Here is an 18857-nt window from a genome sequence, read left to right on the forward strand (position 1 = left end):
TTATTTCACTTTTACAATTTGAGCCATTAGCTCAGCTTCACTCACGATCTTCTCTCCTACCATTCCTACACCTTTCATGCGTGCGATACCGCGACGAATCGGCTCTAATAATTCACAACTAAAAATCACCGTATCACCTGGATGTACTTGATTTTTAAAACGTGCATTTTCAATTTTCAAGAACAATGTCAACCAATTCTCTGGATCAGGAACCGTATTTAACACTAAAATACCCCCCGTTTGTGCCATAGCTTCAATTTGTAAAACTCCAGGAAACACTGGTGCTCCCGGGAAATGTCCCATAAATAAATCTTCATTCATGGTTACATTTTTCAAGCCTACTACATGCGTTTCCGACAATTCCAAAATCTTGTCAATCATTAAAAATGGTTGACGATGTGGAAGAATACTCATGATCTGTACTGTATCATATACAGGTTTAGCATGAATATCGTACGTATTCAATTTCTTTTTACTCTTATCGCGTTTGATTTGATTCTTGATACGCTTAGCAAAAGCTACATTAGCTGCGTGACCAGGTCTTGCTGCCATGATATGCCCCTTAATAGGTCTTCCTACTAATGCTAAATCACCAATCATATCTAATAACTTGTGCCTTGCAGGTTCATTTTGGTAACGCAATTGTATGTTATCCAAAATCCCTTCATCAGCTACAGTTACTTTTTTATTAAATAAGCCCTCAAGCTTATTCAATTCTTCTTGTTCTACTTCTTTATCGACAATAACGATAGCATTAGACAAATCCCCCCCTTTGATAAGGTTGTTATTTACTAAAGCTTCTAATTCATGTAAAAAGCAAAATGTACGAGAAGAAGATATTTCTTTGTGAAATTCATCGATTTGACTGATTGATGCATGTTGACTTCCGAGTATTGGAGAATTAAAATCAATCATACATGTCAATCTATAGCCGTCCAAAGGCATACCGACAATCTCAACTTTACGATCTACTTCTGCGTAATGTATATTTTCTTTAATTTCATAAAAATCACGATCTGCCTCTTGATCTACGAAACCAATTTCTAATAATTTATCAATAAATATTGCTGAGCTACCATCCAAAATTGGAACCTCTGGCCCATTCAATTCAATCAGTACGTTGTCAACTTGTAAACCTACTAATGCAGCCATCAGATGCTCTATAGTACTAACAGAAGCACCATTTTCAGAGATTGTTGTACCGCGAGAAGTATCCGTCACATTGTCTGCATCTACGCTTACAATAGGCTGACCTTCTATATCAACTCTTTTAAACTTGAACCAATGATTTTCTGGAGCTGGTTTAATGACAAGTGTCACAGATTTACCTGTGTGCAAACCTATACCTGAAATAGTAATATCTCCTTTTATCGTTCTTTGTTTTGTATTCATTTCGTCCATATTTTATGGCTATATATTGACATTTCTTAATTCCTTAATAATATTCTCTAACTCTTTAACACGTTTTTCGAGCTCCGGCAATCTAGTATAAACGACCTGAGATCGCAGCTGGCTAGTATAAGCTGTAGCTGGAGTACCTCCTAGCTTCATATTCTTGTCCTTAATACTTCTATTAATACCGGATTGTGCTTGAACTTGAGTTCCATCTGCAATAGCAATATGACCGACAACACCAACTTGTCCCCCAAGAATCACGTGCTTACCTATTTTTGTACTACCAGAAATCCCTGTTTGCGCAGCAATAACCGTATTAGTTCCTATCTCCACATTGTGTGCAATCTGGATCAAATTGTCTAATTTCACACCTGATTTGATTACAGTCGAACCTAATGTAGCTCTATCAACAACAGTATTGGCTCCAATTTCAACCTTATCTTCGATGATTACATTACCTATCTGAGGTATCTTTTCATAAGTACCATTCAACTGAGGGGCAAAGCCAAAACCATCACTTCCTATAACTGCACCGGAGTGAATAATCACATTTTCGCCGATGATACAATCATAATATACAGTTACACCTGGGAATAAAATAGTATTATCACCAACAACTACATTATCCCCTAAATAAACACGAGGATAAATCTTCACATTGTTACCTAATTTTACACCTTTACCAACATAAGCAAAAGAGCCGATATACCCGCCCTCACCAATAACCGCTGTTTCATGAACAAATACCTGTTCCTCTCTACCGGAACGTTCATTACGCATAGCGTTATATATCTTTAGTAATTCGGTAAAAGATGAATATGCATCCTCCACACGAATCAATGTTGCTGTAACGGGTTTTTGCAGTACTAAATCTGTATTCACAATTACGATACTAGATTTAGTATCATATAGAAAATGTTCATATTTGGGATTAGCCAAAAACGATAAAGTTCCTTCTACTCCCTCTTCAATTTTTGCTAATTGAGAAACGGCAGCTTCAAGATTCCCTTCCACTTCCCCATTTAATAATGTTGCTATTTGTTCCGCTGTAAACTGCATTATCTACAAATGTATCTTTTTTTAATTAATTTAATTTAACTTTTTACACCAAGGTAGTCACCCTTATAAACTATATTTTTGGATACGTCAAGGCATATTTCACAACACGCTTTGATAAAGCTTCCAAATTTGATAAATCAGATGCTTCAGCAATCTCTACCAATTCACGCGCACTATTCAATATTTTAATCGGATTATTCCCGGACGAATAAGCTGAATTTTGAACGATTTGGTGGTATACAAAATAATCTACATCTGCATCATTCAAACCTAATGCCAACTTCACCCTATCTTTAACAGCATTAATCTCTTCCTCGGTAAACATTGTAGAACGCATATCTGTCCTAAACAAATCTCTACGCATCAATCCCTTACACAAGGTACTTAAGATTTTATCATCATGATCAACCCATGATTTTACGGCAGATAAAATATCGGTATCATCCAAGATTGTAAAATATTCTAAATGTATGGGGTCAAGAATAAAATTATCTGCTCGCACACGATTCATTAAAAAATGTTTTAATGCACGTGTAGCAAATAAATCCTCACCTGCTATACACAATTCTTTCGCACGTCTTAATATCTGAATCAACATCTGCTCCGCAGCTATCACTGTTTTATGCAGATAAACTTGCCAATACATCAATCTTCGTGCAATTAGAAATTTCTCAATAGAATAGATTCCCTTTACTTCCACAACAAGCTCATCATCTACAACGGTGAGCATCTTAATAATTCGATCAAATGATATTACTCCTTCAGAAACACCCGTAAAAAAACTATCTCTATTCAAATAATCCATACGATCAGTATCTAATTGGCTAGATACTAATTGGTGTAAAAATTTACGTTGGTATTGATCATTAAAAATGGTAATCGCTAAATCTAACTGACCATCAAACTCCACATTAAGCTTGTCCATTAATAAAGACGAAATAACTTCATGCGAAACACCTTCTATAATCGTATGTTCTAAAGAATGACTAAATGGGCCATGTCCAATATCATGCAACAAAATAGCTATTAAAGCTGCTTCTTCCTCTTGCTCGGAAATATCTATTGACTTACTACGCAACGTACTTATAGCCAATTGCATAAGATGCATAGCGCCAATCACATGCTGAAAACGCGTATGTAGGGCACCTGGGTATACTAAATGTGTCATACTCACCTGCTTAATATAGCGCAAGCGTTGCATATATGGATGTTGGATTAAATCAAAAATTAATCCTAATGGGATTGACACAAATCCGTATACGGGGTCGTTAATGATTTTTTCCTTATTCAAATAGAACTATTTATAACTTTTATTTAAATTTATGTAGCGCAGTTATTATACCGTACACTTTATCTAATATAGATGCAAAGATACATAGAATGACGTTAATTTATGTTAAAAAAACACGCATATATTTGTATTCTGATTAGGTTAGTAGCTATGCATTGACAAATGCAAAATAATAAAACAGTATATTACCCCTACAAGAACCAATTGGTTCGATAGTTGCAAAACCATTATTATGACAAAAACATATATACTTTGGGCGGACGATGAGATAGAGTTTCTAAAACCACATATCTTATTATTAGAAGAAAGAGGCTATCGCGTAAAAACTGTCAATAATGGCAATGACGCTGTAGATGCTTTCGAAAATGAGCCTTTCGATTTAGTGTTTTTGGATGAAAACATGCCTGGATTGACAGGGTTGGAAACCTTAAATATTCTGAAATCTATAAACCCTACTGTACCAATGATCTTGGTAACCAAAAATGAAGAAGAAGATTTGATGGAAGATGCCATAGGCGCTAAAATTGACGACTACCTGATAAAACCCGTCAACCCCAAACAAATATTACTAACGATCAAAAAATTTACAGAGAACAGAAGATTAATTAATGAGAAAACCTCCATGGCTTATCAGCAAGAATTTAGAAATCTTGGAGAGATCATTAATAACAATTTAGATTATAAGGGCTGGATAGATACCTACAAAAAACTCATTTACTGGGAGCTTTCTTTGGAAAAACTAGAAGATGATAATATGCACGAAATATTAACGACTCAGAAATCTGAAGCGAATACTATTTTTTCAAAATTCATTGAAAAAAACTATATCAATTGGTTTTCTAATCCAGAAACAGGCCCCGTTTTATCGCATCAATTATTTAGGAAAAAAGTACTCCCAGCAATTACGCCGGAGAAACCTACCTTTTTTTTCCTGATCGATAATCTACGCTATGATCAATGGCGCATTATTAATGATGTGATAACAGAATACTTCAGATTAGAAGAAGAAGATAATTATTATAGCATATTGCCTACGGCGACACAATATGCGAGGAATGCCATCTTTAGTGGACTTACGCCATTAGAGATGGAGAAAAGATTTCCTGACCTATGGCAAAATGACGATGATGAAGGCGGAAAAAACATGCACGAGTCTACCTTTTTAACGGATCAATTAAAAAGAATCTATCGTAGAGATATCAAACATAGTTACACCAAGGTATTAACATTGGAACAGGGTAAAGACGTCTATGAAACAATTAATAATCTAATGCAAAATGAGTTAAATGTATTAGTATACAACTTTGTAGACATGCTTTCTCATGCACGTACAGATATGCCTATGATTCGAGAATTAGCGAATGACGAAGCAGCATATCGTTCATTAACTTTGTCATGGTTTGAACACTCCCCACTATTGGATACCCTAAAATGGCTTGCACAGCATCAAGTAAAAGTAATCATCACCACAGATCATGGAACCATACGCGTTAAGAAACCGAGCAAAATTGTAGGTTATAGAGATACAAATTCAAATCTAAGATATAAACAAGGAAGAAATTTAAACTACAATAACAAAGATGTATTTGTGATAAAATCTCCTCATGATGCACAGCTACCACAATTAAATATTAGCTCTACTTATGTATTTGCTAAAGATGACTTATATTTTGTATACCCCAATAATTACAATCAATTTGTTCATTACTTTAGCGGCACCTTTCAACACGGAGGCGTTTCGCTAGAAGAAATGATAATACCATACGCTACTTATAGTCCAAAATAGATAATTTTGCATTATGACAATTCAAGTAAAAAATCTGGATGAACTAAAGCATGCAGCAAATAGTATCTTAAAAGAATTTCCGGATGATCGTATATTCTTATTTTATGGCAATATGGGAGCGGGAAAGACTACTTTTATTAATGCCCTATGTGAGCAATTAGGTGTTCTAGATCATACCTCTAGTCCTACATTTTCTATTGTTAACGAATATGATTCTGCAAATGGAACCTTATTTCATTTTGATTTTTATCGTTTAAAAAGTGAAATTGAAGCATTGGATATGGGTTATGAAGAATATTTTTATGCTAATAAGTACTGTTTTGTAGAATGGCCCGAAAAAATAAGCAATTTGCTCCCATTAGAATGTGTCAGCATATCTATAGAAACTACTGGAAATCAAGAGCGTACTATTAAAGCGGAAAAAAAATAAATTTTTCCGCTTTTCCATGCAACCAAACCTCCCCCCTCCTCGTCTTATCTAAAAACGACATCAATTATTTTGGAAACACTAGATTTAGAAAAGCTCTGGCAGAAATGTTGCCTTCAAGACAGAAGGGCGCAAGAGCAACTCTACAACTATTTTTCAAAAAAGATGTTTACTATATGTATGCGCTATGCACATACAACATTAGAAGCGGAAGATATCTTGCAAAATGGTTTTGTAAAAATATTTACTAAGAATAATCTTTACGATGGCACAGGTTCACTTGAAGGATGGATGAAACGAATAATGGTAAATACAGCCATAGAAACATATCGCAAAAATCAAGGCAAATACACTGAACAGATCGACGAAATAGAACCGCTCGAAGCAGCTAGTTCCTATAGCGCTGACCAGACAGGGTACAAAGATTTATTATCATTGATACAGGAGTTGCCTATAGGCTATAGAACGATATTCAATCTATATGCCATCGAGGGATATTCACACAAGGAGATAGCTACACTATTAGCCATATCTGAAGGTAATTCAAAATCACAGCTATCAAGAGCTCGACAATGGTTACAAACAAGGTTAGTCAGTCATAAATTATTAAAGAATGGAAGATAAAGATTTAGATAAGTTATTTCGTGATGCTTTCATTGATGCTGAAGAAAATCCAAGAGAAGGTATTTGGCAAAAAATAGAACACAAATTAGAAGAACAACCTAAGGTAGTAGGAATCTCAACGAAAAAAAATTGGCTTTCACTATCAGCAGCTGCGATACTATTATTTACATTAGGGTATTGGGGCATTACCAAAAACTACAAAAAAAATACGCTTGAAGTAAGTGAAAAAGAAGTTTTGCTTTCGAATGTTGATATTGTACAAGATAAGATAGCACCACAGCATAGCAATACTGTTCCGCAAAAAGATGAAAGGATTAAACTGGAAAAGCAAACCTTAGACAAAAAGATTCAATTAGCAACGATAAAGAAGACCACAACAAAACAAACCATCGTATATAATCGAGAAATAAACACTATAGAAGGCGTTGAAGAAATTAAACCAACACAATTAACGGCCCACAAACCGACAACAGAATTGCCTTTGGTACGACAAGTGACTGAAATAGACGATATTCAACCACTGATAGAGCCCGAAGAAGAAATGGAAACTATGCTTGCTTCTACAAGCCCTAAAGCTAAGGAAAGTAGAAATATCATTACTACGGTATTGAATACAATATCAGAAAACATAGATACAAAAAGTGCCCCAGAAGTACGCTTTTACGCGGATGAAGAAGGCTCTTTTGGCATAAACATAATTAACTCAATTGCTAAAAACCGAAATAAAAAAAGAAAATAATATGAAGACTATTAAATTAAGTATCATCTTAACCTTGACTGCCCTTTTAAGTTTCAATATAGTAAAATCTCAAACTGTTATTGTAAAAGAAACAATAACTACAACGGTAGATACAATCTCTAACACCGCTAAAGTGGTTAAAGCAATCGTAGGGGTAGAAGAATTCAGTGCTAATGAGCAGCACAAATACCCACGTACATTTGGAGGTATTACATTCTCACGTATTGACTGGGGTTTTTCTAGATTGATGGACAACGGAAGCTTCAATCTGTCGGAAGATAATTCGTTCTTAAGCTACAAAAAAGCTTCTAATTTCGGGTTTGATATAGCACAATTTGGCCTGCGCTTCAACGATAATTTTAAAACATACCTTTCTGCAGGATTCGAATGGAACTACTTACGACTAAAACAAAATATATTATTGAAAGAAGATAGTCAGCAACTAGCGTATGAAGTAATCAATAAAGAAGATGCGGACTACAAAAAAAATATATTCACAAGTACATACTTACGTATACCGTTGACCTTTGAATGGAGAAGTGACAAAAACCATAAAGGTGATCGCATGAAAATAGCTTTTGGTGCTATGACAGGTATATTATTAAAAGGTACACAACGGTTAAAAAGTGATGCTAATGGCAAACAAAAATTCAAAAACAATTATAATCTGGCGAGTTTCCAATATGGACCATTTGTGCGCGTAGGCTTTGATAACTTCGGAATTTTTGGGAAGTACTATGTTAATGATATGTTTGAGAATAGTCCAGCACAAGATGGAGTTAGCAATTTCACATTTGGATTAACTTTAGGATTCTAAATAGATAAAATAACGTATTTTTACTGTCGAGATATTCATTTCGACAGTTTTATTTTTTATGGCTACTACACAATCAACTTGTCAATATATTCCTACAGATGTTCAAAAACACAACGTCTCTTTAATAAATGGTGAAAATATAAGCATCATTTTTGAAGGAAAAGCTAATACTACTGCTGTTGACCATGTTGACTTTGGTATCGAGGGCAATAAAATCACTGCCATCATAGGAGAATCTGGTAGCGGCAAGAGTACCTTGTTAAAGATTATATATGGACTTTTAGAACCTTCTTCAGGCGAAGTAAGATACAAAGGTTGGTTGGTACCTACACGCAAGGACAAACTGATCCCGGGACACGATGCAATGAAATTAGTATCCCAAGGATTTGAAGACCTTAATATGTATGCCAAAGTATGGGATAATATCGCTTCACAACTACCGAATACAGATCTAGCATACAAACAAATAACAACACAAAAAATGCTAGAGCGCTTGAAAATAGATCACCTTGCACAACATCGTGTAGCCGACCTTAGTGGTGGCGAGAGACAACGTGTAGCAATTGCAAGAGCATTGATTAATGATCCAGAAGTATTACTCATGGATGAACCCTTCAATCAAGTAGATGCCGCATTTCGTGATGCACTGCAACAGGATATTCGCCAGATAGTAGATGAGCTAGGACTTACGGTGATACTCGTTTCACACGATCCATCAGAAGTATTAGCTATGGCTGACCAACTGATCGTGATGCGCCATGGAAAAATTGTAGATCATGGACAACCTACTGATCTATACTATGCTCCAAAACATCCATATACAGCTGTATTATTAGCTAAGAGCAATATATTAACAGAACAACAGGCCGGCATCCTTGACATAACTAGCAAATCAATGATTGGTATTCACCAAGAATGGATAGAAGTAAACCCTAATAAAAACGGACTTTTTACAATTAAAGACATCCGTTTTAGAGGTTTTTACAAAGAATATGTTTTAGAACACCATGACATCAATTTACATAGCATTGTGAAGCATGAAACTCCACTAGAGAAAGGTACTATAGTAGATCTGAGAGTAACAAACTATATTACTTTTTAAGTTCGGTATTAATAAGGTTTATCAAACCTGTAAATTCTTCCGGTGTATAACCAATAGATTGATAAATAATGACTCCGTCTTTATTTACCAATACATTACGTGGAATTGACTGTTCAGCGAACAAACTAAATACTTTTCTATTTAAATCTGGGAAAACAGGAAAAGTATAATCATTACTTTTCATAAAAGGATTCAATTTATCCCATCCTTCTTCTCGTGCCAATACCATTACCGTAAAATCACTTCTGTCCCCTAATTTATCCCAAACTTCTTTTTGTAAACGCGGAAGCTCCTGTCTACACGGAGGGCACCAAGTAGCAAAGAAATTCAATAGCACTACTTTACCTTTCAAATCATTGATAGATATTTGTGTTCCATCCTTTTTCTCCACCGTAAAAGCAGGTACTTTATCTCCTTTGTTTACTTTCCACTCTTGAGCAGACACTTTCATCTGAACAGCAAGAAATACAAGTACTATTGTTAAATATTTATTCATCTGTGATACTATTAATTATTATTTAGCCAAACGATCATATCAGCGAACCAATCTCCTTCCTCTAGCTTATTGTACATACCAAAGCCGTGACCGCCTTTTTGAAAATAATAGAATTTATTTTTTACAGCATGATTATCCAATCCTTCTTTATAGAAGAGCGCATTTTGAATAGGAACCACTTTATCATCTTCGGCATGAATAATAAATGCTGGCGGCGTATTCGAATTTATATTAAGTTCATTAGAAAAACGCTTAACATCTTCATCTTCAAAATTAGGACCAATCAAATTTTTCTTAGAACCAGCATGAGTAATTCCTTCCTTCATCGTAATAACAGGATATACTAATACCGAATAATCTGGACGGAGCAACTTTGTGTCCACAGATCCAATATAAGATGTGTCAAAATGCGTGGATAGTGTTGATGCTAAATGTCCCCCCGCAGAAAAACCCATTACTACAACATCCTTCAAATCAACACCTAGCCTATTTGCATTTTGACGAATATAAACAATTGCATTCTGCGCATCCTGAATTGGTGCTATACGTTTATCTAACATCTGTGAATCAACAGGCAAGCGATATTTTAACACAAATGAAGCATATCCTAAGTCCTTTAACCGTTTGGCCAAATCATGTCCTTCATGATTAATAGCTACCATACCATAACCACCTCCGGGAATAATTAAAAAAACTTTGCTGTTAATTTGCTTTTCAGGCTTATAAAAATAGAATTCAGGAGCATTAGCTCCTAAAGAAACATTTGGAATAATATTTGGAACGCCATTTGGGTATAGCTGAACACTTTCTTGAGCTTGCGTTGGCAAAATCATAAATAAAAATAAGATAACATTTAAACTCTTCAACATATTAAATAATAAATGTAGGCAAATAAGTAGTAAATAAATAACTGATTAATAACTAAAGTTACAAAAACTTCACAAATTAAGTAACCAATTTTTAGCCAATAAAGTATTCGGCCCCAGGATAACAAATCTTGGCTAAACGCTATTTCATTAATCAACAAACTTTACGTCGTATCGCACTTAACCCATAAAAACAAAGCATGCACAAGGTTGAAACAACACAAAAAAATTATTAACCATAAAAAAAACAAGAAGTTAATGCAAAAAACAACATATTTACACTTAGATATATTATAAAACATGAATTATAAGAAAATTCAAGTAATTTTGCTTTTCAACAAACTTTAAAAAATGAGATTAATTAGTTCTATAAAACATGTAAAAATTGTTCCTAGGTGGCTTATCCTTGCTCTTGATTTAGTCATATCGGCAGGAGCATTCATCATTGCTCTTTTCTTGTTTAACAACTTTAATCTAAGTAAAATACTTTTTAGCAATGCCCTGTCCCAATTTACAGTAACTTTAATCGTGACAGCGATATCATTTTACATCTTTAAATTATATTCTGGAATCATTAGATATACGAGTGCTGCGGACTCCATACGAATATTATCTACCATTCTATTTACGGTCATTACGCTCCTTATTATAAAATTTATTTCTATACTATTAAATTTTCAAAATTTCATTGATACGCGCTTAATCATTATATATTCCTTATTCTTGTTTACCTTTTTAATTATTTATCGAACTTCTATTAAGATCTTCTTTCAGTATTCAAAAATAGCTCAGCGGGTCACTAAAAATGTTCTTGTGTATGGTGCTGGAGATTTAGGCATTGCAGTAAAAAGAACCTTTGATCACGATTTAACATCCAACAAAATTATTATTGGCTATGTTGATGAAGATAATAGCAAGATCGGTAAAGCGATAGACGGGGTAAAAATATTTGACTCCAACAACCTAAATAACATCCTATTTAAATTTTCTGTTGATGAATTAATAATAGCGACAACATCTATTGCTCCTGATAAAAAAGCAGAGATCATAGAAATCTGCTTAGAACAAAATGTTAAGATATTCACCCTACCTCCAGTAAATAAAATTATGGGTGGCGACTTGACAGTTAAACAGATCAAAAATGTAAAAATTGAAGATTTATTAGAGCGAGCACCTATCAAGATTGACAATGAAAGCATACTGTCCCAATTAGAAGGCAAAAGAATCCTAGTAACAGGCGCTGCAGGTTCAATAGGTAGTGAAATAGCCAAACAGCTAAGTCAATATGGGCCACAAGTAATCATATTATGTGACCAAGCAGAATCACCATTACATAATCTTCAGCTTGATCTACAAGAGAATTTTAAAGATCAAATATATGAGACTTTTATAGGTGACATCAAAAATGAAGCACGTATGCGTTATCTTTTTGAGACACTGAAACCAAATTTGGTATATCACGCCGCCGCCTACAAACATGTACCAATGATGGAGAGTCATCCATGTGAAGGCGTCCGTACCAATGTCAATGGTACATACAATTTAGCGAATCTTTCCGTAGAGTATAATATTCAGAAGTTTGTTTTTGTATCTACCGACAAAGCTGTAAATCCTACGAATGTAATGGGCGCATCAAAACGAATCGCCGAAACCTATGTACAAGCATTGAATAATAAGCTTTCTAAATCTGGCAATTTAAACCACACTAAATTTATTACCACGCGATTTGGCAATGTATTAGGTTCAAATGGCTCTGTAATCCCTAGATTTAGAGACCAGATCGAAAAAGGGGGGCCATTAACGGTAACACACCGTGAAATTACGCGCTATTTTATGACCATACCCGAAGCCTGTCAATTGGTTATTGAAGCAGGAAATATGGGTGAGGGGGGAGAGATATTCGTTTTTGACATGGGTAAATCGGTAAAGATTGTCAACCTTGCTGAAAAGATGATCAAATTATCGGGATACATTCCTTATGAAGAAATAGATATTAAATTTACAGGGTTAAGACCTGGTGAAAAGTTATATGAGGAATTATTAAATGATTTAGAGAATACGCTACCTACGCATCATAATAAAATAATGATTGCCAAAGTCAGAGATAACGATTTTGAAGAAATTGATGCTTCTATTCAGGAATTATTTGATCTCGTAAAAACACAGCACAATATAAATATTGTAAGACAAATGAAAAAAATTGTCCCTGAATTTAAAAGTCAAAATTCTTTATACGAGCAATTGGATGTAAAACAAAAACAGCAAAATATATAAGTTTCCTTAAATTAGCATTTTAGTATTGCAAATTTTTAATAAAAGTGTATTTTTGCGTTCCGTATACTTTATACTTTAATATAAACTAATGTCAACAAATATCAATTCAACAGAGAAAAAGGGTTCTTTTTTCCAAGACAACATAAAGAGTGTCATTTTTATTGGTGGTGCAATCATTGTATTAATATTATTATACATTGGTTATCAAAAAATTTATTTAGCTCCACGAGCTGATGAAGCTGCAGATGCCATGTTTAAAGCAGAAGAATTTGCATTGATTGATTCGCTACAGAAAAAAGCAATTGATGGTGATGGCTCATTCTTAGGATTTCAGCAAATAGCAGATGAGTACTCCAATACACCATCAGCAAATATTGCTAATGCATACTTAGGAGGTTTATACTTACGTCAACAGAATTTCCAAGAAGCAATTAAATACTTGAAAAAATATTCTGAAACAGGAAGTGAAATATTAGATCCTTTAGTTATCGGATTAATTGGTGATGCATATTCTGAATCTCATGATTACAAGAATGCGGCAGATTACTACAAAAAAGCGGCTGAAAAATCTAGCAACTCATTTACGACTCCATTATTCTTAAAAAAATTGGGTTTAGTATACGAACAACTAGATGAGAATAAATCTGCAGCTGATGCCTACAATAAAATTAAGGTAGATTTCCCAGAGAGCAATGAAGCCTCGACAATTGATGGTCCATTAGCACGTGCGGAAGCAAAACAATAATAACAAATAAGAAACTACAAAAAGGCTGCTATAAAGGGCAGCCTTTTTCATTAAAACAAAAATTAACTATGTCAAGTAGCCACAAAAATTTATCTGATTTTTCGCACATTACAATCAAAAGTGCTAAAGACTTAAAATTTGCAATTGTTGTATCACAATGGAATGCAGAGATAACAGGAGCGCTTCTTAATGGCGCAATAGATGGTTTAATTAACAACGGTGCAACCGAGCACAATATTCGTGTAATTGAAGTGCCTGGTAGCTATGAATTAATCTCTGGTGCTGATATTGCACTACGTGACCAAACTTTTGATGCTATTATTTGTTTAGGATGTGTGATTCAAGGTGAAACAAGACACTTTGACTTTATATGTGCTGCTGTTGCACAAGGAATAAGTAATGTATCTACCAAATACAATAAACCTGTTATATTTGGCGTTTTAACTACAGACAACTTACAACAAGCAATTGATCGTGCTGGAGGTAAACATGGTAACAAAGGTGAAGAAGCAGCAATCACAGCTATACAAATGGCACATATTAGTAAAGAATTCTAGAGAGTAATATTTTTTGAATAACATCAATGATTATGCGACGTTTTTTTATTATTTTATTAGGATTACTAATGATTAGTACCACCATACTATCTTCATGTGGCTCTAAGCGCTCGTCATGTGCAGCATACAGCACCTATCCTAAGAAAAAAAACAGATAACGTACACCAGTTCATTACGATGACAAGATATTTCATCAATTATGTATTCTATGAAATTAGTTCAAAAAATATTCTTACTCCTAACTATATTATCCTTAGCACACAATGCTAATGGACAATCAAAAAGCAAGCAAGAAATCTTAACATCCATAGGAAAAGTATCTAAATGGCATTCGGTTAATTATATCTTGTTTTCATCAAACACCCAAAATAGTATTTTCAAAGAACGTGCCTTTTTAATAGACAAATCTTCGGGAAAAGCACGATTTGATGGAAAAACAACTAATAATATAAGTTTAGTTCTACTATTCAATTACAAAAGTAAAGCACTTGAAAAAGGGTACATAAACGGGAAATTGACAGATGCCAAATCAATAATCCAATACCAAGAAGTTTTAAATCAGCTATTTGATGACACCAAACTATTATTCTTACCTATGTTTATTGTATCTACACATAGTAGCCACCTAACAATAGGTCCAGGAAAAATAGCTAATGCAGAGAAATTAACAGAAATAAACTTCAAGAATGTGCTTAACCTAAATAAGCAAGCTATGAATGGCACCATTTATTTAAATAGCAAAGGAGATATCAAAGAATACTATATAGATCAATCCGTATACGCTGTTGGTGACATTAAAGATATAGGAGATGGTATTTTATTGCCGACAAGATTTAACAATCTCAGCAACCCCAGCTTGAATATTAAGTTTAATATTGTCGCAGGATTCACAGATATTGAAAGTGACAAATTTTCAACACTATAGTCAAAACACATGAATTGGATTAACATAGAAACCCTAGCTCAATTAGACTCAATTTATTCAGGAGAAGAGACAGTAGTCATATTCAAACATAGCACACGCTGTCCGGTAAGTTCAATGGCAAAGCGTAGTTTAGAATTTGAGAAAAACCTTATTCCTGTAGGAGCAAAGTTCTATTACCTAGACCTAATTGCGAATAGAGAAATATCAAACAAGATTGCAGAACGTTGGGATGTAAGGCACGAATCGCCGCAAATCTTAATTCTCAAAGGCCAAGAATGTCTTTATAATGCCTCGCATTCCGATATTGAAATGCAAGACATTATAAAATATATCAGTTAAAATAGGTCAGCTGACCTACTCTACCTAACGTATCTATCACAGCAAACACATATTTAGCCCCAGCGGTAAGTTTCACACCATTATTGGCGTCATACTTATCGCTTTTTAATGTCGGTATAGTACCATCTGTTGTATAATAAACAGCGAAATTAGGGTATTCCGTATTTGCACGAATAACACCATTATCAAGCTTTATACCTACAGTAGGAAGTCTAAACTCAAAGCTTTGTTTTAATTTTGGTAAGTCAACAGTAGCAATTCTATTCAAAAATTGAGTATAGTCCATTTCAAATAGAGACGTAGCAAAAGACTCTTCACTTTCATAAGCTTTCTTAGGTGCCCATGCGCGTTCTACCAAAGTAAAAAATCTCGGAAATACCATATAATCAAGTTTCGATTCACTATGTACTGTTTCGGTAAACAAGCCCCCTTTTATACCTCTCAAATTACGCTTACCTTTCTCTGTCAATCGTACTCTATCTTTGAAGCCCGCTTTACCCAATTCCTTACCACTGTAATAGGTATCAATATTAGCGAAATAGTCTTCCGGCAAGAAAGAGTAAGCATGATAGAGATCCGCATAGGTTGCCCATTTCAAGCCAGGCTCCATAAAATTAGTATTCCACATCATATCAAAATACATATTTGAGGAGCTTAACAATACCACAGGATAACCGTCATTAGCTAATCGATATGCTAAATCTTCTTGACCACCACCGATCACATTATTCCACACATCAAGCAGCATATTCTGCTTATCAGGAAAGTCCTTATTTACAACCATCCCTTCACCTTTATTAACCATACCAATTTCTTCCCAGCCCGCCATCACTAATCCTTTAGCCCTACATATTTCGTTAATTCTATTGATATAATACGGCCATACTTGATGTACAGAGGTAAATCCTTTTTCATTCATCAACTCTATTATTTTGGGAGACCTCTCCCACACGCCCAGAGGCACCTCGTCGCCCCCCAAAGAAACAGTCTTAAGGGTTAAGCCAGCATCATCATACATCGCTTTAAAATCATCTAAAACGGTATTTATAAATGTATATACAGAAGGTAATGCAGGGTTCAAGATATTATCATTAAAATTCTGTGCTGAATTATAAATAGACTGATCTTCTAAGTCATGTAATAAATATTCTTTGGCCTCAGTTTCCTTACCCAAAGCCATCAGCCGATGATACCTTGCTTCCATAGATTTGATAGCCGCTCTTGCATGTCCTGGTGTTTCAATTTCTGGTATAACGGTAATAAAACGTTCATTAGCATATTTCAAAATCTCAATAAAATCTGCTCTTGACAAATAATATTTGTCTGTACCAATAGCTCCTGACCCATAGGCTGGATGGATCGTATTACCATCCATAAATGATGGAGAACGTGTTGCTCCTACCTCAGTCAATTCGGGAAGAGAAGGAATTTCAATACGCCAACCTTCATCATCAATAAGATGAAAATGAAAAACATTCAACTTATAGGCAGCCATGACATCCAAATATTTCTTAATGACTTCTTTACTTTTAAAATTACGAACAATATCCAGCATAAAACCACGATAAGCGAACCGAGGTTTATCGTTTACGGATACAAATTTCAATTTGATCGATGTTGAATTAATAGGTGGCAACATAGACTTTAAGGACTGTATAGCATAAAAAACACCTTGGTTATCACTTGCTTCAATCGTAATTCCCTTTTCATTTACAACCAAATTATATGCTTCTCGGGCTAATTCGGCTTTATACTTGATCCTAAATTTCCCTTCGATTTCATTGGATAATTGCAATGAATTTTGAAATGCTCCCTTCAAGTCAGTAAGAAGAAAATCAATATTTATGAATTTCTTATCTACCGAATAAGTCAAGACTTCTGGTAAGGTAAAAAAACCATCGCCAACATGCATGGACAAAGGTGTTGGAAAAATCAATGGAAAATCAGCAGGTCTATTTAAGCGATCATTTTTCTCATATAGTGCGGTATAAAAATCCTTTTGCTCATCAATAGGTTTCCTAATAGGCTTATATACAACATCATTTACAGCGTAATATTTGTATATATCCTTCTTGTCTTGAAAATAAAAACCATTAGGTACGGTAGATATATTAGCTATGGGAAACTGAGTTTGATAATCAAAGACTAAAGAATCATGTGCACCGATAACTTGATCTGTAAAAGCTAACTTAAAAAGATTCCCATTTTCATGAGTCAACTGATACTTGCTTCCTTTATTTTCTAAAATAGGAAACATTGAATTGAACCACAAATCCCATTTTTTAAGATCAACAGGCGAATTAGATATATTCTTGAGCACTAATTTTAAGCCCAAATCATCCTTACCATCATATGTATTACTCGTACACCAAGTGATTTGAATCTTCTTACCTATATGTTGTTGTGCATATAAATGCCCGGATTGGAGCAATACTGTTATTCCCAAAATAATAATTCTTTTAAAAATTCCTTTTCCCATAAAATATAACTCGCTAATATTCATTTATTTCTAAAAATAAGCAATGAAAATTATAAAAAAAAGTAAAATATATTTTGCACTTATTAAAAAAGACCCTATATTTGCATCAACAAATCCGATAAGGCCCGTTCGTCTACCGGTTAGGACGCCAGATTTTCATTCTGGAAATAGGGGTTCGATTCCCCTACGGGCTACAAAAGCGACTTCAAAAGAGTCGCTTTTTTTAATTCATAGCACTTATCAAAACATTTTCATTTGTTAAGAAATCTGAATTTTAAAAATCTATTGTTACAAGGATCATGGATCAATCTCAAAAGTTGTAGCTCAGCCGAAAAATAATAAGATACTTGTGTTTTCAAATTCAAATCATATGCACGATTCATTGATCCAATTAATGTCTTAAATCGGATCATAAGGAGTTTCCGTTTATTTCGAAATGACTCACTATTCCAAAGATGAGCACCGTTTGGAAATCTTTTTAGAGGAGATGAATAGTACAGGTGCAGAATTTCAAAGCAATACCTTTACCTCTAAAGTCTTCTTTGAAGCTACTTAACCTACAATATATAATTATTCGTGGACTTCAAGTATACCTGCATGTCAAATGTCCTAGATCCCTCAATCAAGATACGTATAAAACATCGATGGGAAACTTTAGATCATGAAAACCAAGCTATTGAAGGGATCATGCACAAAAGTTGTGTTTAAGCAAATATTTTAGTTAATCTATACAGAAAGAAATTTACATCTTTTACGCCTCTAAACTGTGCTCTGAAAGCTTTTATTTTAGCATTAAAGGACTTACTTCATAGCTGCTTCGCGGTCAGCGGAAGCATTAGTTGATCTATTGATAAAGTAATTGAGGATAGATTTGTAATTGACTGATATGGTATTGACAATAGTATTGAAGGATTTGAATCCAGCCAATTCCACATC

General features: G+C 34.3%; 17 protein-coding genes and 1 tRNA gene. 12 read left to right on the forward strand and 6 right to left on the reverse strand.

The annotated features are described in order from the left end of the window. From IP023_RS06660 to IP023_RS06670, 3 genes are all read right to left on the reverse strand, one after another. The gene (locus tag IP023_RS06660; protein WP_241789480.1) at positions 1-1392 is read right to left on the reverse strand and encodes a bifunctional UDP-3-O-[3-hydroxymyristoyl] N-acetylglucosamine deacetylase/3-hydroxyacyl-ACP dehydratase; all 1392 of its coding nucleotides are present in this window, start codon (positions 1390-1392) and stop codon (positions 1-3) included. 18 nt (positions 1393-1410) lie between these two features. After that, entirely contained in the window at positions 1411-2454 is a 1044-nt protein-coding gene (gene lpxD / locus IP023_RS06665) for a UDP-3-O-(3-hydroxymyristoyl)glucosamine N-acyltransferase (RefSeq protein WP_241789481.1), read from the reverse strand. A 70-nt stretch (positions 2455-2524) separates the two neighbouring features. Beyond that, positions 2525-3745: an HD domain-containing protein gene (locus IP023_RS06670; protein ID WP_241789482.1), complete on the reverse strand. Its 1221-nt coding sequence runs from the start codon at positions 3743-3745 to the stop codon at positions 2525-2527. Positions 3746-3977: 232 nt separating this feature from the next. Between IP023_RS06670 and porX the strand changes: the two genes are divergently transcribed. From porX to IP023_RS06700, 6 genes are all read left to right on the forward strand, one after another. Further along, positions 3978-5531 (forward strand): T9SS response regulator signal transducer PorX, encoded by a 1554-nt coding sequence (gene porX, locus IP023_RS06675; protein WP_241789483.1) that lies wholly within the window; start codon positions 3978-3980, stop codon positions 5529-5531. A gap of 13 nt (positions 5532-5544) precedes the next feature. Further along, complete coding sequence (tsaE, locus tag IP023_RS06680; RefSeq protein WP_241789484.1) at positions 5545-5961, forward strand: tRNA (adenosine(37)-N6)-threonylcarbamoyltransferase complex ATPase subunit type 1 TsaE; 417 nt, start codon at positions 5545-5547, stop codon at positions 5959-5961. A 69-nt stretch (positions 5962-6030) separates the two neighbouring features. After that, a complete protein-coding gene (locus IP023_RS06685) occupies positions 6031-6582 on the forward strand; it encodes an RNA polymerase sigma factor (RefSeq protein WP_262914379.1) in 552 nt (183 codons plus the stop codon). Next, positions 6572-7321: a hypothetical protein gene (locus tag IP023_RS06690; RefSeq protein WP_241789486.1), complete on the forward strand. Its 750-nt coding sequence runs from the start codon at positions 6572-6574 to the stop codon at positions 7319-7321. Before IP023_RS06685 ends, IP023_RS06690 begins: the two co-directional genes overlap by 11 nt. Position 7322: 1 nt before the next feature. Next, complete coding sequence (locus tag IP023_RS06695) at positions 7323-8138, forward strand: outer membrane beta-barrel protein (RefSeq protein WP_241789487.1); 816 nt, start codon at positions 7323-7325, stop codon at positions 8136-8138. Positions 8139-8196: 58 nt separating this feature from the next. Then, positions 8197-9240: an ABC transporter ATP-binding protein gene (locus tag IP023_RS06700; protein ID WP_241789488.1), complete on the forward strand. Its 1044-nt coding sequence runs from the start codon at positions 8197-8199 to the stop codon at positions 9238-9240. Here IP023_RS06700 and IP023_RS06705 read toward each other — a convergent pair. Both IP023_RS06705 and IP023_RS06710 read right to left on the reverse strand, forming a co-directional pair. Continuing rightward, the gene (locus IP023_RS06705; RefSeq protein ID WP_241789489.1) at positions 9230-9736 is read right to left on the reverse strand and encodes a TlpA family protein disulfide reductase; all 507 of its coding nucleotides are present in this window, start codon (positions 9734-9736) and stop codon (positions 9230-9232) included. The genes IP023_RS06700 and IP023_RS06705 overlap by 11 nt on opposite strands. Before the next feature lie 11 nt (positions 9737-9747). Beyond that, positions 9748-10605, reverse strand: a complete 858-nt coding sequence (locus IP023_RS06710; RefSeq protein ID WP_241789490.1) for an alpha/beta hydrolase — start codon at positions 10603-10605, stop codon at positions 9748-9750. A 348-nt stretch (positions 10606-10953) separates the two neighbouring features. Between IP023_RS06710 and IP023_RS06715 the strand changes: the two genes are divergently transcribed. The 5 genes from IP023_RS06715 (at position 10954) to ytxJ (ending at position 15442) form a co-directional block, all read left to right on the forward strand. After that, entirely contained in the window at positions 10954-12876 is a 1923-nt protein-coding gene (locus IP023_RS06715) for a polysaccharide biosynthesis protein (protein WP_241789491.1), read from the forward strand. An 88-nt stretch (positions 12877-12964) separates the two neighbouring features. Further along, the gene (locus IP023_RS06720) at positions 12965-13621 is read left to right on the forward strand and encodes a tetratricopeptide repeat protein (RefSeq protein ID WP_241789492.1); all 657 of its coding nucleotides are present in this window, start codon (positions 12965-12967) and stop codon (positions 13619-13621) included. A 68-nt stretch (positions 13622-13689) separates the two neighbouring features. After that, positions 13690-14178 (forward strand): 6,7-dimethyl-8-ribityllumazine synthase, encoded by a 489-nt coding sequence (gene ribH / locus IP023_RS06725; protein ID WP_241789493.1) that lies wholly within the window; start codon positions 13690-13692, stop codon positions 14176-14178. Between the two features lie 208 nt (positions 14179-14386). Continuing rightward, positions 14387-15103 (forward strand): hypothetical protein, encoded by a 717-nt coding sequence (locus IP023_RS06730; RefSeq protein WP_241789494.1) that lies wholly within the window; start codon positions 14387-14389, stop codon positions 15101-15103. A 9-nt stretch (positions 15104-15112) separates the two neighbouring features. Beyond that, positions 15113-15442 (forward strand): bacillithiol system redox-active protein YtxJ, encoded by a 330-nt coding sequence (gene ytxJ, locus IP023_RS06735; RefSeq protein ID WP_241789495.1) that lies wholly within the window; start codon positions 15113-15115, stop codon positions 15440-15442. On the opposite strand, the gene IP023_RS06740 is transcribed toward ytxJ, so the two are convergent. Then, positions 15435-17921 (reverse strand): family 20 glycosylhydrolase, encoded by a 2487-nt coding sequence (locus IP023_RS06740; RefSeq protein WP_241789496.1) that lies wholly within the window; start codon positions 17919-17921, stop codon positions 15435-15437. The two genes, ytxJ and IP023_RS06740, sit on opposite strands and share 8 nt — an antisense overlap. 122 nt (positions 17922-18043) lie before the next feature. On the opposite strand from IP023_RS06740, the gene IP023_RS06745 reads away from it, so the two are divergent. Then, positions 18044-18115, forward strand: a tRNA-Glu gene (locus IP023_RS06745). The last annotated feature ends 742 nt before the right edge of the window (positions 18116-18857 follow it).

Origin of the sequence: Sphingobacterium rhinopitheci (assembly GCF_022627575.1) — a bacterium.
GTDB lineage: Bacteria > Bacteroidota > Bacteroidia > Sphingobacteriales > Sphingobacteriaceae > Sphingobacterium > Sphingobacterium rhinopitheci.